This is a genomic window from Pedobacter roseus (assembly GCF_014395225.1).
Classification (GTDB): domain Bacteria; phylum Bacteroidota; class Bacteroidia; order Sphingobacteriales; family Sphingobacteriaceae; genus Pedobacter; species Pedobacter roseus.
On the sequence record NZ_CP060723.1, the window covers coordinates 5,986,701 to 6,002,837 of the forward strand.

Here is a 16,137-nt window from a genome sequence, read left to right on the forward strand (position 1 = left end):
AAATTATTTTTACATCTTGATCGTTACATAAATGCATGAAACATTTGATTTTTACTTACGTTATTTAAACATGAGCGCTTTTAACCAGAACCCTCCAGACGGTGGTACAATCTACACCGAAACCAATCTGAGCCAGTTGTTTCCAGAGCCTTTTAATACGATAACTAGTTGCTTTTTCCTGGCTATAGCAGTGTATTGGACAATTAAGTTGTGGGGTAATTTTAAACAGCATAGCTTTTTAAGTATTGCGCTGGTGCTGCTTTATATCGGTGGGATTGGAGGCACTACTTATCACGGCTTGAGGCGTTGGCCTATTTTTATTATTATGGACTGGATGCCGATTATGTTGTTGTGCCTTTCAGCCGGAGTTTACTTTCTTTCTAAGTTAACCAAATGGTACTTCGCTGTTTTAATTGTAGCGGTTTATGCTTTTTTCCAGTTTTTTGTGCGGCGTCTTTTTAGCAATGGCGATTTCCAGATCTTTATTAATATTAATTACGCCTTTATGGCCGCACTGGTTTTGTTTCCGGTATTTGGTTACTTAATTAAAACGGAGTGGAAAAATGGCAAATGGGTGGGATTTGCCTTAATTGCTTTCATATTTGCCTTAACTTTCCGTATCGCAGATAAGTGGGATATATTGAGTATTGGCACGCATTTTTTATGGCATACTTTCGGGGCAGTAGCTTCTTTCTGTATGCTAAATTATATTTATTTGGTTAATTACAGGAAAGTTCAGTAATAATTTAACAATGAGCTTGCTGATTGGAAATTCAGCAAGCTCAACCCGGTTTTTAGAACTTTGAATGGGCTTTACTGTAATCCAGTTTTTTCTGCCCGCCTATCGCATATTCAATGCCTCCCCATAAATGGTTCTGGAATTTATCTTCAGCCCATCCTTCTTTGGTATGCCCCATACAGGTATAAAAAGCCCTGCCGCCATCAAAATTGTGGTACCAGGCAAAAGGATGGAAATCGCCGTTTTTGCCACCAGTGTAAGATTTTTCATCTAAGCTGATCAGCACTTTAATTTCAGGGTTGATATCTTTAAAATTATATAGTTCGTCTTTTCTCATCCAAACCGAATCAGTAAAGAATTTAGTTGAAGGGTGTTTTTTGTCTTTAATGATAAATTTAGCTTCCTGAACGGCTGGGTGACTGATGAAATAAGCACCAGCTAATTTGCCATACCATGGCCAATCGTATTCGGTATCAGTTGCCGCGTGGATACCCACATAACCGCCTCCTGCCTGGATATACCTTTCGAAAGCAACCTGTTGTTTATTGTCTAGTACATCGCCTGTTGTATTTAAGAAAATAACCGCTGCATATTTTTTTAAATTGTCTTCTGTGAAAAGATCAGCATTTTCGGTGGTATCCACTTCAAAGTGATGTTCGGTTCCTAATTTTTGGATCACTTCTTTTCCGGTTTCAATAGAATTGTGCCTGAAACCTTTTGTTTTGGAAAAAACTAAAACCTTAGCCGGTTTTTTCGCTATGGTATAACTTTGAAATAGAAAAACGGATGCAACTAATAAACACAGTGATAAGTACTTTTTCATCTTTTTTGGTTAGGATAATGTATTGTAAGCTTTAAATTTAAGAAAGTTGTTTGATAATTTCCATACATCTTTCTTCAACCTGTTTACAAACAGGGCTAAACAGCGCATTATCCCAATAAGGATCTGTAACTTCGTCGTTATCAAGAAAAAGTTTGACCTTTTTCCGCTCATCATTGCTTTTTGCTAAATTTTTAACATCAGCCAGATTATTGCGGTCCATAACCAAAATCAGGTCATAATCGGCAAACATGAAGGGATTAAACTGTTGCGCCCGCTGTTTACTGATATCGTAACCCAATGCTTTGGCCGCAGCAATACTCCTGTGGTCGGGGGCTTTGCCGATATGCCAGTTACCTGTTCCTGCCGAAGCAATTTCCCAGTTTAAGTTATGTTCATTTACTAGGTGACGCATAATGCCTTCGGCCAGTGGCGAACGGCAAATGTTGCCGAGGCAAACCATTAAAATTTTCAATATTTTATGTTTTAAGTGTTTATAATACAGGTAACATTTAAATTTGTTAATGATGATAAGATTTGAATTGTTTTTTTGTTTGTATATGCTAACATTCAGAATAAAAGCAAAATATCTAAACTTAGCTTTATTGTATTTGAATCCATAACAATTTATTGGCTAGGCGTAGCAATGTCTCTGCCTGAATCTTTTATGTAACGGACTACACTTTTTATTTCACAATCACTTAATGTATCCATCCTGGATGCCTTAAATGTTCCGATCGTACTATACCAGCCCTTGTGTTTTTTTTTAAAGGCGTAATTAATCAATTTTAAGCTATCCATAAGTGATATTTCTCTGAATGTAAAAATATTCTTATCCATTCTATCACCATAAGGGACATGGCAGTTCTGGCAACCCAAATTGGACACAATTTGGTGAGCATCATACCGATAATATTTACAAGTGTCTTGATTTGAAGCTTTATCTTTCCTATTTTCAGTCCTGGCATTGCATGCTACAAGAATAACAAGGAGTATGCTACCTAAATTTATTTTTATTGTATTTAAAGCCATTAGTTGTGTCTCTAAGAAAAAGTCTTAATTTATTTATTGTATTTAAACTCGCATTATTATAAGATGATTTTTCCATATCCTTTAAGTTTCTCATAATAAAATTCATTATAGTTCCTTTTTCAGTATCAGATAGAGAATGCCCAATATTATCGCCCAAGTGATACATTAATCTATCCTTTTTGTCAGCATCTTCAATATCATCTAAATTAAGTGTATGAAAAAATTCATGAACACCTGTGTATTTATCTTTTAACCAATTACTGTAGCCGACAACTGCTGGACCACCACCATCACTACCCTGAGTAAGTCCCGCTGAATTATTTCGTCTCCCATATTGGTCGGTAAATTGATATCCAATACTATCAACTACGGCGAGTACAAAATCATTCCCTTTTAACTGGCTTAACATATTAATCTGTTGTACATTTACCGTAAAATTAAAGTTATAACGTATAGAGTAAGTCCAGGTTTTACTGGTATCGAATGCTTTTTTTATAGAATTATATTTTAAAAAGTTAACCCCACTTCTAAACCCACCGCCGCGTAATTTATTTGAAATTACCTGTTGGGTAAAAGTTATTAAGCTGTTTAGGTTCGGTGCTCCGTTAGTGGTTAAATCCAATACTTTTAGAGTAATGGTAAAATCGCCGTAGAGGCTGAGTTCGCCGCTGCCGTTATCGCTAATGCGCAGGTTTTTGGCTATTATACCACCGGTTAAGGGTTGGCTTTGCAATATTGCAAAACGCATTCTAAGTGTATTAATGACGTCATTCTCCATAGTACAAGCACTAATTGCTCAACAGGGAGATTGGGCATTAATTTTTGGTTATAATTTACTGAACTCAGGATAAATCAATAATCAAATTAGTAATAAAAAATTAAGAAACAAAGATAATTTAATGATAAAACTGGTTAAATGGTGATTTTTACAGTCATGGTAAGAAATTAACTTACTCTAGAATTATAATTTAACGGTTTAGTACTAAAAACCCTCCTGCAAAGGGTAGATATTGCCCCGCCAGCACAAAAAAAAAAGCCCCAAGCTGGTTAGCATTGGGACTTTGAAAATATCAGAAATGTTATCCGTAAATATCGTTTAACATTTTTGCCAACCGCACACCGCCTTTTAATAACTGATCGTTAAGGGTTTCAACCCATTCGAAGTTATATCGGTAGCTTAATTTAGAATCTGGTTTGGTATTGTCGTAAATTTTGTTGCAAATGGTGTATGATTCATAAATGCAATCTTTCAAACTGGTGTTCTGCCAGTTGTAAAGCTGTACAGCCGAAGCGTGGTTAATGGCTTTTGCATATTCTGTATAGCTTAACTGTTGGTACTCGATCAGCTGCTCGTCCCAAACCCTGTGGATATTCGATTTTTCGTTAAACCATAGTACCGAAATGCGGTTGCCACCTAAATCTTCTTTGCGTGCAACGTGCATCGGCTGACATAAATCGCCCGCCAGGTGCACCAACATACGCAAAGCCAGTTTCTTCTCTGCAGGTGTACTGCTTGTTTTCTTTAAAATGGCTATAAGATCCGGGATTTTGGTGTAAAGACTTGGCGATTTTTCTGTCTCCAGAAAGTTGTAAACGCCATCTTTGTTCAATCCTGCCGGAAGGTTAACAAAATGCCAGTTGTACATGTAATTGTAGGTAGAGTCTGATTTGATAAAATCGCCCCAGTTGGCGCTCATGGCTAAAGTTTCGTAACCTAAAATATCCTGAATGGCCTTGCGTGTTTTTGCTTTTAAGTAGCTATCGGCAATTTCGCCAACCACACGATGCCCAATAGTGCCCCAGGCATTTGCCTGAATAGGGAGATACGCTAATAAACCGATGGCAAAAGCCGCGGTTAATTTCTTTTTAATTGATGTTAAAATCATTTTATAATTCTTTTTGTACGCAAGTGATTTTTTGTTTGAGGATTAATTTAATTTCGCGCTGATCGCTCAAGCTCTCTAAAGATAAGGTATCTGCAGATCGCTTTTTGATCAGGAAATTCTTTTCATATCTGCCGATGCGGTAACAGCCCGATATTTTTTGTTTGTAATTGGCATGCGTAAAAGTAGCGCCAACAAACAGCGTATCGCCTTTTACTACATAAACACCCTTTGCATATTCTTTCCAGATGCCGTTGTTATAACATGAATCTTCGTATAAATTCACTTTGCTATGGGTAACCATATCGATGTAAACCGAATCACAGGTGAATTTAAAATGGTGCCGGGTATAATTGCTTAACTTATTACTAAAAGCAACCGAATCTTCGTTCCATACGCCTTGCATAAAATCCTCACCTTTGCCCTGGATGTTTGGCCGCGGACTACAGGCTAGATGTAAAATGGATAATGTGAAAAGGATGATGGAGAAAACCCTTAAGCCAGGATGCAGTTTGCTCATTGTATTATTAATCGTTGCTTTTAGGAAACTGATCATAGATGACCTTATTCTTTTTAACGGTATTGATAACAAGAATTAAAAGACCTGCTGCAAAACAAAGGCCGGCTATAAAGCTAATAATGCCCACAATAGTATAGTATTTTGTAACTTCTGTATAAGCCAAATGTTGCGCTGCCATTAGTAATGGCATTAAAAAACTGTAAAATATGGTAATCAGCAGGCCAATACCCGAACCAATGGTCATTAAAGTGGCTTCAGCTGAAGATTTTTTTATTAAAAAAAAGCAACAGGTTCCAAATACGATACAAGGTGAAATAAGGGATGTAAGGCTTAAGAGGCTAGAAAGTATTGAATTCATATTACCTATATTTTAGTTAACCGTATTAATTTGGAGCTATTCTTTTAAATTAACGTCATTCCCAATTCAATTGGGAATGACGATCTTTCTATATTATTTAAAGCTGCCAACCATATCTTCAGGGCGTACCCACTCATCAAACTGCTCATTGGTTAATAATCCCAGTTCTACAGCAGCTGCTTTTAACGTTTTATTCTCCTTATGTGCTTTCTTTGCAATTTTAGCTGCGTTTTCGTAACCCACATGTGGGTTTAAAGCGGTAACCAACATTAAAGAATTTTGCAGGTGTTTTTCAATTTCAGGTAAGTTGGCTGTAATTCCTTCCGCACATTTATCAGTGAAAGAAACGCATGCATCGCCGATTAAACGTGCCGATTGTAATACATTGGCCGCAATTAATGGTTTGAATACATTAAGCTCAAAATGACCGCTCATGCCACCTACTGAAACGGCAACATCGTTACCAATTACCTGCGCACAAACCATGGTTAAAGCCTCTGGTTGTGTAGGGTTAACTTTACCGGGCATAATAGATGATCCCGGTTCATTGTCAGGGATTACAATTTCGCCAATACCACAACGTGGACCAGAACTTAACATCCTTACATCGTTGGCTACTTTCATTAAAGCCACTGCTGTACGTTTTAATGCGCCAGAAAGTTCTACCATTGCATCGTGTGCCGCCAAAGCCTCAAATTTATTTGGAGCCGTAACAAAAGGCAATCCCGTTAAATCAGCAATTTTTTTAGCCACTAAAACATCGTATCCTTTAGGTGTATTTAAACCCGTACCTACTGCGGTTCCGCCCAAAGCCAGTTCTGCAACCATAACCAAAGCATTTTTAATAGCCCTGATGCTGTTGTCAATCTGTTGTACATAACCTGAAAATTCCTGTCCTAAAGTAAGTGGCGTAGCATCCATAAAGTGTGTACGTCCGGTTTTAACAATCGAACTGAATTCCTCTACTTTTTTAGCCAGGGTATTTCTTAATTTTTCTAAACCTGGGATGGTATTTTCTACCGTAAGCTTATAGGCTGCAATGTGCATTGCAGTTGGATAAGTATCGTTTGATGATTGTGATTTATTTACATCATCATTAGGGTGAAGCACTTTTTTATCGTCAGCCAGTGCACCACCATTAATTACATGGGCACGGTTGGCAATAACCTCGTTTCCATTCATGTTACTTTGAGTACCCGAACCAGTTTGCCAGATTACCAATGGAAATTGATCATCCAATTGACCAGCAATAATTTCATCACAGGCTTTAGCAATTAAATCTGCTTTTTCTGCTGATAATACACCCAATTCGGTATTGGCCAAAGCTGCTGCTTTTTTCAGGTATCCAAAAGCGTGGATAATTTCTTTTGGCATCGAACCTTCCGGACCGATTTTGAAGTTATTGCGTGAGCGTTCGGTTTGTGCACCCCAGTATTTGTCGGCAGGTACCTGCACCTCGCCCATGGTATCGTGTTCTATTCTGAAACTCATTATATTTTGATTTTTGTTGTCGCAAATTTAGGTTTTTTGCCTTTTAAAGCGTTGTATTTATGTAAGATATTTGGTAGATAACAAAGAATATAGTTAAAAGTGCTTGTTCTTTTTACCTGTTCGTAAACTTTTATCAGGCAAGGCCACTTCTACCAATGAAATCATATTCATACCTTTACCGCAAATATGCAGGGATTAGTTATTAAATCTACAGGTAGCTGGTACAGTGTTTTGGCCGATAATGGCGAACGCTATGATTGCCGGATTGTAGGGAAATTCAGGATTAAAGGACTTAAAACCACCAACCCGATTGCGGTTGGCGACAGGGTAAAATTTGATCTGGAGCGGGATAGTAACCAAGGCTTGATTAACGAAATGCTGCCGCGGAAAAACTACATCATCCGCAAATCAATCAACCTGAGCAAACAGGCGCAGATACTGGCCGCCAATCTGGATATGGCCATGCTGGTGGTAACACTGGCCTCGCCACGTACCTCCTTGGGTTTTATCGATCGCTTTTTGGTTACTGCCGAAGCTTACGATGTACCTGCGGTTTTGGTGTTTAATAAACTCGATCTGTTTAGTAAAGAAGGGTTGGAAATTCTGCAGGAATTTAAAGATATCTACGAAAATATTGGTTATGCCTGCTACGAAGTTTCGGCTTTAAAAGGTATTAATATCCCGGTGATTCAGGAATTGATTACCGATAAGATTACCTTAATTTCCGGACATTCGGGTGTGGGGAAATCGAGTTTGATCAATGCTTTAATGCCCGATCGCGATTTAAGAACAGGGGAGGTGTCAGACTGGAGCGATAAAGGACAACATACCACCACTTTTGCCGAAATGTTCGAACTGCCGCAGGGTGGGTTTATAGTCGATTCGCCAGGCATCAGGGAATTGGGTGTGATCGATATCGAAAAAGAAGAACTGGGGCATTTTTTCAGGGAAATCTTTAAAACCTCGCACAATTGCCGTTTTAACAATTGCAGGCATGTTAACGAACCGGGCTGTGCTGTTATTGAAGCCGTAAATGAAGGTGAAATTGCGGTTTCGAGATATGAAAGTTACCTGAGTATTTATCACGGTAACGATACGCGTCATTAATTGAGTCAGAAGTCGGAAGTCCGAAGATATGATGTGTGATAGAATACTTCTTGATCCAAATAATTAGATTAAAAACCTTTGCTTAAAAAATAAGAGATGAAGTTTAAACTGGGAGATTTTGTGCGTTTTGTTGATGAAAAACGTGAAGGTTATGTAACCAAAATTATCGATGCGCAAACTTTAGGCGTTACCGATGAAGATGGTTTTGAAATTCCTGTTGCGGTAAGTAATCTAACTTCTGTACACGGTCATGGTGTGGTTGCCAAAGAATTGGATGCGCCAAAACCCATCCAGGTAAATATCCCCAGCATTAGTAAAATTGAAAACGGCATTTATGTTGCCGTTGCTACCGATGATAAAGCGGGTAATGTGGTGCATTTTCACCTGCAAAACCACTCTTCAAATATATTATTGGTGAGTTTAACTACCGAGCGTAAAGAAAAATATGCCGGTGCTTTTCATGGCGTAATCGAAGCTTATGCTTCAACTTTGGTTTATTCTGCTTCATTGGCTGATTTAGATCTTTGGCCGGAATTTAACTTTCAGGTTTTGGTATTTAGCAAAGCTGATGTTAAACCGATTGATCCATTGGTGATCCGTAAGAAATTTAGGGCAAAAGATTTTAGTTCCGAACAAAAAGAATTACCACAATTAAGAAATAAAGGTTGGTTTATCCGCCTGGACGACCTTGTTCCGGTAAGTATCGACCCGCAAAAATTAAAAGAGAGTTTTTTCAAATCTGCTGAAGAGAAACGGACAGTTGAGGCACCGCAAAAAGAAATCGATCTGCACATCGAGAAACTGAGAGATGATCATCATTTTTTAGAGGCGGATGAAATGTTGCAGATCCAGATCAATCATTTTCAAACGGCTATGGATGCTGCGGTGGTGCATCATTTCGATAAAATTGTTTTTATCCATGGATCAGGTAATGGTACATTGAGGGATAAAATCCATAAACTGATCAGTAAAAATCCGCATGTAAAAACTTATATGGATGCGCGGAAAGAAAAATTTGGCTATGGTGCTACAGAAGTGGTTTTCAAATAAAATATCATCCTGAGGCTGTCGGGAGATCATCAGTTAATTTACCTTATTTAATCATTTGGGCGTTCCCCAATCCCGTGAAGAACGGGAAAAGGGTCGGGCTTTTCAGGGCTCCGCTTCGCTGCGGTACCGATGAAAAATCGGTACTGAACCCTTCCAATCCCTAACGCAAAACCCAGCGTTGTAAAAATGTTAGGGGAATATGCTGCTATATTACAGACTTCAAAACAGGTTGTCATCCTTAGCCTGTAGAAGGACTCAGCGATAATCTTCTAAAATCTGCGGGATAAATTTCCCGCCATGGTTCGTGTGCTCACGGACCATTTGTTTGCAAAAACCTAAAACCCAAACTCCAGCACCACTACAATCGCGTTATTGCTCAAAGCTTCCAGTTCTACCTGCTCAATGTCCCAAAGTGCTAAACCATCTCTTGCATGCATTAAGCGGCCTTCAATTTCGAAAGCGCCATCTACAATAAAAGTATAAAACTGATGGTTTGGGTTTTGCATTTTATAAATCACTTCTTCGCGGGCGGCAAAAATACCTGCACTTAATTTAAAAGGTAATTTAGGGTTAGAAATGATTTCGACCAGCTGGTTTTGGTTTTTCTCAAAATCGAAATTAAAAAGCATTTCACTCGCCCGCATTAAAAACATATCCGTTTTAATCCCAAACTGAATGTAGTTGATCACATCATTCTGGTAAGGATTGCTGATTTCCAGTACTTCGCCCTTACCCATATTCAACACCTGTACCTGTCCGGTTTCTAAAGCAAATTCTTTCCCGTTGGCAACAATATCAATTCCTCCGGTAATGGGCATTAATATCTGGAGCGAATCTTCCTTACAAAGAAAAAAAGTAATTTTTCCACCTGCAATCGATTCATCATTGCATAAAAATAAATCGCCAAAAGGTTCTTTATGTTCGTTGTAATATTTCTCAAAATTAAAAGTGCTGTATCTTCTTAATACCGACGTTTCAGTTAATCCGCGTTGATCGGCCAAAAATATTTTTCCAGGAGTGAGTTCCATCTCTTAATCAATGTCTTTTATAGAATGAATGCTTACAAACTGCTGTAACTGAAAAAGATTGGTGAAAATTTCATCTTCATCTGTTTCTTTAAACTGCGATACCAATAACATATTGTCAATCGTATCGTGCCAAATCAACGGTTTTGAAAAGAAATTGATCGCCACTTTATGTTTCTCATGATCATTAATATCAGAATTAATAATTTCGAACTTAAAATTTTCAAAAGTCAAAAAACGCCTGCCTAAGTTATCCAGTACGTCAGGTATAATTCCATTTAACTGTCTCAAATATCCCGTAATGGCTGCACTAACCAAAAAATGTAGTTTATCAGCTTCCGGAACATTTACCAGCATTTCGGCAAAAGTACTAAACCGTTGTTCCTGATTATAGAATTGAGCCTGCATTTTAAACTCTGCAAAACTATCTTCATACACAAACTTATCCCATGGGTTGGTATTGCCTGCATCAATTATTTTTCGATAGCACAGCGTAATCACTTTTTTCGACATGGCATAAAATTAAAAAAGACGCTAAGAAATCCTAGCGCCTTCATAAAAATAAAACAATTATAAGGATATACTATGCTTTAACATTCACTTTAAAGGTAAGGTCGAAACCAGCTGCCAATGTTCCGCTTACCGTTGCAATTTCTAACCCTGTTTTATCATCACTAAAAACATTATCGGCATTATTATAGGTATAGCCCGTCATACCTTTGGTATAACCGTTTACCAGGGCCAAAGATGTTCCCGCACCTTCAGGGAAAGCAATCTGCGTAACCATTAGTGATGTGCCTGCAGCATTGTAAACATGTACATGGATGTGGGTTGCCCGCCCACTGTACCAGCCCGGAAAGATGGAAGTAAAAGTAACCAGTCCGTTCGCATCGGTGGTTTGGCGACCGCGTAAAAAATGTACCGATTGATAATTGGTACTCTGCATACCACTGCCACCGTATTCAGAATAATTGCCTTCTGCATCACAATGCCAGATGTCTACTATCGCTCCAGCCAAACCTGCACAACTGTTATTCAGGTTGCCGATGGTGATTTTTGCAGTTAATTTGTAACCTGTACGTCCATCGGTAATATCGCTGCGTACGTACGATGCCGGTACTTTTGTTGGAAAAGGTCCTTCGGTTTCTGTTGGGGCTACCGTACAGGTTCCGTTAGTGCTCGTTGTTGTTCCGGCAGTACCCGATCCTGACGTATCCGATCCATCGGTGATGCTGCTTTTTTTGCAGGCCTCAATAATCACCGGAGTTGAGATGGCTCCGATCATTAAGCTTCTGATGAAATTTTTTCTTTCCATAGTCAATGCGTTTTGTTTCGTTGAATTAAAATTGCATGAAAAAGGATTAATTGTAATAAATGTATCGACAAACATGTAGTTTGAAACGTTAAAGGTTTCGAAAAATCGTCATTTCGACGGTAGTGGAGAAATCTGTTAAGCAGAATGTATATTACGGGTGTAATAATATAGAATGCACATGCAATAATATAAAATGCACAAGCGATAATATAAAAAGCACAAGCAATAATATAAAAAGCACATGCAATAATATAGAATGCACAAGCGATAATATAAAAAGCACATGCAATAATATAAAATGCACAAGCGATAATATAAAAAGCACATGCAATAATATAGAATGCACAAGCGATAATATAAAAAGCACATGCAATAATATAGAATGAGCAAGCGATAATATAAAAAGCACATGCAATAATATAGAATGAGCAAGCGATAATATAAAAAGCACATGCAATAATATAGAATGAACAAGCAACAATATAAAATGCAGATGCAACATTATAAAACACGATGGCAATAATATAATTTAGAATGAATAAGTGACTGAAAAAATTGAGGTATGCTTTTTGCTAAGCTGTAATTTCTTTTTATAAAAGATTAAAACTAGCTTTGCCGCTATTAATGAAACACCTGGTTACCATATCGCTTGTATTTTTTAGCTTAACACATTTGGCAAAAGCCGAACGTGTTGAAGGGCTAAGGATATTAAACGAATATTGTAACGAGCACAATATCAGTATTAACGCCACTGGTAAAGCTTCGGTTCAACTTAACGAAGACCGTAATCCTTATCTGTTATCATACACCAGGCTTGCTTTAATTGGGACTCAGGCTCAATTAAAAGTTGCAAAATATGTAAGTGTCAATCAAGTAATTTCTGATTTAACGATCAGGAAAAAACCGAAAAACAACAGCCCCTAATTCTCTTTTCTTAAAAACCTTTTATAAGGTTTTGTTCCCCATTTATACGAGCAACTGCCAAACTGACTTAATAAAGACAATGGCTTAGTTGTTGTAACACTCCATTTTTTTAATAATAAATACGATTTAAAATATTATAATGTTAGGATTTTTAGCGAAGGTTTTCGGAAGTAAATCAGAAAGAGATATAAAGGCTATTCAGCCATTGGTTGTTAAAATTAACGAACACTACAGTAAATTGTCTGCGTTAAGCAATGATGAGTTACGTGGTAAAACTATAGAATTTAAAGAGAAGATTTTTGCTTTCTTAACTGAGATTGATGGAAAAATTGCAGCTTTAAAAGCTGACGCAGAAAGTGAAAGTTTAGATCTTCACGAAAAAACAGCCATTTACGATCAGGTTGATGCCTTAGGTAAAGACCGCGATGCAGAACTGGAAAAAGTACTTTTGGAAATCCTTCCGGAGGCATTTGCTGTAATTAAAGAAACTTCACGTCGTTTAAGTGAAAACGATTATTTAGAGGTTACCGCAACCCAGTTTGATAGAGATTACGCAGCGCGCAGAAATAACGTAAAAATTATTGGCGATAAAGCACAATGGGCCAATAAATGGGATGCTGCCGGAACGGAAGTAGCCTGGAACATGGTACATTACGATGTACAGTTAATTGGTGGTATTGTATTACACAGCGGTAAAATTGCTGAGATGGCTACTGGTGAGGGTAAAACCCTGGTAAGTACTTTACCAGCTTATTTAAATGCACTGGCCGGACAAGGTGTACACATTGTAACGGTGAATGACTACCTGGCCCGTCGTGATAGTGAGTGGAATGGTCCTTTATTCGAATTCCACGGTTTAAGTGTTGATTGTATTGATAAACATGAGCCAAACTCTGAAGAAAGAAGAAAAGCTTATGCCGCAGATATTACTTACGGAACCAATAACGAGTTCGGTTTTGATTACCTGCGTGACAATATGTCGCAAACGCCAGACCAACTGGTACAGCGCAAGCTGCACTTTGCGATGGTGGATGAGGTCGATTCAGTTTTGATTGATGATGCCCGTACCCCTTTAATTATTTCTGGTCCGATTCCACGCGGTGATGAACACGAGTTTTATGAGTTGAAACCACGCATTGAGCGTTTGGTTAATGCACAAAAAGCTTATGTAACCCAGGCATTAAACGAGGCTAAAAAATTAATCAACGCCGGTAATAGCGGAACTGAAGAAGGCGAAGGTGGTTTGGCACTATTACGTGCTTACCGTGGTTTGCCAAAAAATAAAGCTTTAATTAAGTTTTTAAGTGAAAGTGGCGTTCGTGGTTTGTTATTAAAAACCGAAAACCACTATATGGCAGATCAATCTAAGAATATGCCTAAGGTAGATTCTGAATTGTTTTTCTATATCGATGAGAAAAATAACCAGGTTGAATTAACCGAAAAAGGTATCGAACTGATTACCCAATCGGGCGAAGATCCACATTTCTTCGTATTGCCTGATGTAGGTACTGAAGTTGCCGAATTAGAAAAATCTGACCTGCCTTTAGAAGAAAAAGTGGTTCAGAAAGATGCTTTGATGCGCGATTATTCGGTAAAAGCAGAACGTATCCACTCGGTAAACCAATTATTAAAAGCTTATACCTTGTTTGAAATTGATGTAGAGTACATCATCGACGAAGGAAAAATCAAAATTGTTGATGAGCAAACCGGTCGTATTATGGATGGCCGCCGTTACTCTGATGGTTTACACCAGGCAATTGAAGCAAAAGAAAATGTAAAGGTTGAGGATGCTACGCAGACTTATGCAACAGTAACCCTGCAAAATTACTTCCGTATGTACCACAAGCTTTGTGGTATGACGGGTACTGCAACAACAGAAGCAGGCGAGTTTTGGTCGATCTATAAATTAGATGTGGTAGAAATTCCCACCAACAGAAATATCTCCAGAAATGATGAGCAGGATTACGTTTACCGTACCGTTCGTGAGAAATATAATGCTGTTGCTTCAGAAATACAATTCCTTGTTTTCCCATATTCTCATTACGAAACAGAATATGAATTGGATAAAGAAGGAAAGGTTAAGCAAAAAGATGGTAAGCCAGTTGTTAAATACGATCAAATAGGCAGGGCCGTACCTAAATTAGATGCTAAAGGCGCGTTAATTCCTGCGGTTAACCCTCAAACAGGACAATTGGAGCCAAAAGCTGGTCGTCCGGTATTGGTGGGTACAACCTCTGTAGAGATTTCGGAATTATTAAGCCGTATGCTTAAACTCCGTGGCATCAAACACAACGTATTAAACGCTAAAATGCACCAGAAAGAGGCCGATATCGTTGCCGAAGCTGGTCAGGCCGGAACCGTAACCATTGCAACCAACATGGCTGGTCGTGGTACCGATATTAAATTGGGCGCAGGTGTTAAAGAAGCTGGAGGTTTAGCCATTGTAGGTACCGAGCGTCACGAATCCCGTCGTGTTGACAGGCAGTTACGTGGTCGTGCAGGTCGTCAGGGTGATCCAGGTTCATCTCAATTCTTCGTTTCCTTAGAAGATAACTTAATGCGTTTATTTGGTTCAGAGCGTATCTCTGGTATCATGGTACGTATGGGAATCGAAGATGGTGAAGTGATCCAACACTCTATGATTACCAAATCAATCGAGCGTGCACAGAAAAAAGTAGAAGAAAACAACTTTGGTATCCGTAAACGTTTATTGGAGTACGATGATGTGATGAACTCACAACGTACGGTAATTTATGCTAAACGTAAAAACGCTTTATTTGGCGAACGTTTAGATGTGGATATGAACAATATGGTTTTCGATGTTGCCGAAGATATTGTAAGCGAATATAAACAAGAAGGAAATTTCGATGGCTTTAAACTAGAGGTGATCAAAAACTTCTCTTTAGATACTGCCATTACCGAAAAAGAATTTACTTCAACCAGCATCCCTCAGTTAACAGAAAGGTTGTTTGAAGAGGCTGAAGCATTTTACGCACGTAAATCAGAAGCCATTATCCAGCAATCATTACCTGTTTTAACCCAGGTTTACGAGGAGCGCGGAGAGCATATTGAGCAGATTGTAGTGCCTTTTACCGATGGTATCCGTGGTATCCAGGTAGCCGTTGATTTAAAGAAAGCAATTGATAATAAAGGAAAAGAAGTGGTTCGTTCATTCGAAAAAACCATTGTTTTAGCCTTGATCGATGATAGCTGGAAAGAGCATTTACGCGAAATGGATGATTTGAAGCAATCGGTACAAAATGCGGTTTACGAGCAGAAAGATCCATTGGTAATTTATAAAATGGAAGCATTTAACTTGTTTAAAAACATGCTTAATGCGGTAAATAAAGAAGTAGTAAGTTTCTTATACAAAGGCGGTATTCCGGTACAGCAAGAACCAGATCAGGTGAGAGAAGCACCAGCTCCGGTAAAACAACCGAAGTTGCAAATTACTAAACAGGAGTTTGGCAGAGAAGAACCAGGCATTGAGTTTGGTGATACCCGTGAAGCCGTTCCACAACAGCCAATCCGTAAAGAAGCAACAGTTGGCAGAAACGAACCTTGCCCATGTGGTAGCGGTAAAAAATACAAAAACTGCCACGGTGCTAATTTATAATTAGAAAATATATAGCATACCAGGCCCCGACAAAAAAATGTCGGGGCTTTTTTTATAACTAAATTTTTAATTTTCAAATTAACTCCTATATTTATTGACTTAGATTTTACAATCTCAATAGTGCCGGCAGTATATCCTGTTTAATATCCAACTAGATCAATTCGAAACTGGTAGGCAGTTTCTTGATGATCAATAAAAATGAAAAATGGAGTCCAGAAACCATAAAAAACGGGGCGTAACCGAAAAGCCATAAGAGT

The 16,137-nt window shown here is 38.3% G+C and carries 15 protein-coding genes; 5 read left to right on the forward strand and 10 right to left on the reverse strand.

The annotated features are described in order from the left end of the window. Nucleotides 1-70 precede the first annotated feature (70 nt). Nucleotides 71-742, forward strand: coding sequence for a hypothetical protein (locus tag H9L23_RS24840; protein WP_187592803.1), 672 nt, complete (start codon nucleotides 71-73; stop codon nucleotides 740-742). A 52-nt stretch (nucleotides 743-794) separates the two neighbouring features. Here H9L23_RS24840 and H9L23_RS24845 read toward each other — a convergent pair whose 3' ends face one another. From H9L23_RS24845 to fumC, 7 genes are all read right to left on the reverse strand, one after another. Continuing rightward, nucleotides 795-1,562: a ThuA domain-containing protein gene (locus tag H9L23_RS24845; RefSeq protein WP_187592804.1), complete on the reverse strand. Its 768-nt coding sequence runs from the start codon at nucleotides 1,560-1,562 to the stop codon at nucleotides 795-797. A 37-nt stretch (nucleotides 1,563-1,599) separates the two neighbouring features. Then, nucleotides 1,600-2,034 carry a low molecular weight protein-tyrosine-phosphatase gene (locus tag H9L23_RS24850; RefSeq protein ID WP_187592805.1) on the reverse strand — a complete coding sequence of 145 codons (435 nt, stop codon included), beginning with the start codon at nucleotides 2,032-2,034 and terminating at the stop codon, nucleotides 1,600-1,602. A 522-nt stretch (nucleotides 2,035-2,556) separates the two neighbouring features. Continuing rightward, nucleotides 2,557-3,339, reverse strand: coding sequence for a hypothetical protein (locus H9L23_RS24855; protein ID WP_187592806.1), 783 nt, complete (start codon nucleotides 3,337-3,339; stop codon nucleotides 2,557-2,559). A gap of 331 nt (nucleotides 3,340-3,670) precedes the next feature. Next, nucleotides 3,671-4,477: a S1/P1 nuclease gene (locus H9L23_RS24860; protein WP_187592807.1), complete on the reverse strand. Its 807-nt coding sequence runs from the start codon at nucleotides 4,475-4,477 to the stop codon at nucleotides 3,671-3,673. 1 nt (nucleotide 4,478) lies between these two features. Beyond that, nucleotides 4,479-4,994: a fumarate hydratase gene (locus H9L23_RS24865; RefSeq protein WP_187592808.1), complete on the reverse strand. Its 516-nt coding sequence runs from the start codon at nucleotides 4,992-4,994 to the stop codon at nucleotides 4,479-4,481. 7 nt (nucleotides 4,995-5,001) lie between these two features. Beyond that, nucleotides 5,002-5,352, reverse strand: a complete 351-nt coding sequence (locus tag H9L23_RS24870; RefSeq protein WP_187592809.1) for a hypothetical protein — start codon at nucleotides 5,350-5,352, stop codon at nucleotides 5,002-5,004. A gap of 93 nt (nucleotides 5,353-5,445) precedes the next feature. Next, entirely contained in the window at nucleotides 5,446-6,843 is a 1,398-nt protein-coding gene (gene fumC / locus H9L23_RS24875) for a class II fumarate hydratase (RefSeq protein ID WP_187592810.1), read from the reverse strand. A gap of 186 nt (nucleotides 6,844-7,029) precedes the next feature. Here fumC and rsgA point away from each other — a divergent pair, with 186 nt between their 5' ends. Beyond that, nucleotides 7,030-7,950: a ribosome small subunit-dependent GTPase A gene (gene rsgA, locus H9L23_RS24880; protein ID WP_187592811.1), complete on the forward strand. Its 921-nt coding sequence runs from the start codon at nucleotides 7,030-7,032 to the stop codon at nucleotides 7,948-7,950. A gap of 96 nt (nucleotides 7,951-8,046) precedes the next feature. Further along, nucleotides 8,047-9,000 (forward strand): Smr/MutS family protein, encoded by a 954-nt coding sequence (locus H9L23_RS24885; RefSeq protein ID WP_187592812.1) that lies wholly within the window; start codon nucleotides 8,047-8,049, stop codon nucleotides 8,998-9,000. Nucleotides 9,001-9,335: 335 nt separating this feature from the next. Here H9L23_RS24885 and H9L23_RS24890 read toward each other — a convergent pair whose 3' ends face one another. The 3 genes from H9L23_RS24890 to H9L23_RS24900 form a co-directional block, all read right to left on the reverse strand. Beyond that, nucleotides 9,336-10,028: a pirin family protein gene (locus H9L23_RS24890; RefSeq protein WP_187592813.1), complete on the reverse strand. Its 693-nt coding sequence runs from the start codon at nucleotides 10,026-10,028 to the stop codon at nucleotides 9,336-9,338. Between the two features lie 3 nt (nucleotides 10,029-10,031). Continuing rightward, complete coding sequence (locus H9L23_RS24895; protein WP_187592814.1) at nucleotides 10,032-10,538, reverse strand: hypothetical protein; 507 nt, start codon at nucleotides 10,536-10,538, stop codon at nucleotides 10,032-10,034. A gap of 70 nt (nucleotides 10,539-10,608) precedes the next feature. Continuing rightward, nucleotides 10,609-11,340 carry a dioxygenase family protein gene (locus tag H9L23_RS24900; protein ID WP_187592815.1) on the reverse strand — a complete coding sequence of 244 codons (732 nt, stop codon included), beginning with the start codon at nucleotides 11,338-11,340 and terminating at the stop codon, nucleotides 10,609-10,611. Between the two features lie 624 nt (nucleotides 11,341-11,964). Here H9L23_RS24900 and H9L23_RS24905 point away from each other — a divergent pair. Together H9L23_RS24905 and H9L23_RS27185 are read left to right on the forward strand one after the other, a co-directional pair. Beyond that, on the forward strand, nucleotides 11,965-12,264 hold the full coding sequence (locus H9L23_RS24905) for a hypothetical protein (RefSeq protein ID WP_187592816.1): 300 nt from the start codon (nucleotides 11,965-11,967) through the stop codon (nucleotides 12,262-12,264). Between the two features lie 139 nt (nucleotides 12,265-12,403). Further along, nucleotides 12,404-15,880, forward strand: coding sequence for a preprotein translocase subunit SecA (locus H9L23_RS27185; RefSeq protein WP_187592817.1), 3,477 nt, complete (start codon nucleotides 12,404-12,406; stop codon nucleotides 15,878-15,880). Nucleotides 15,881-16,137: the final 257 nt, after the last annotated feature.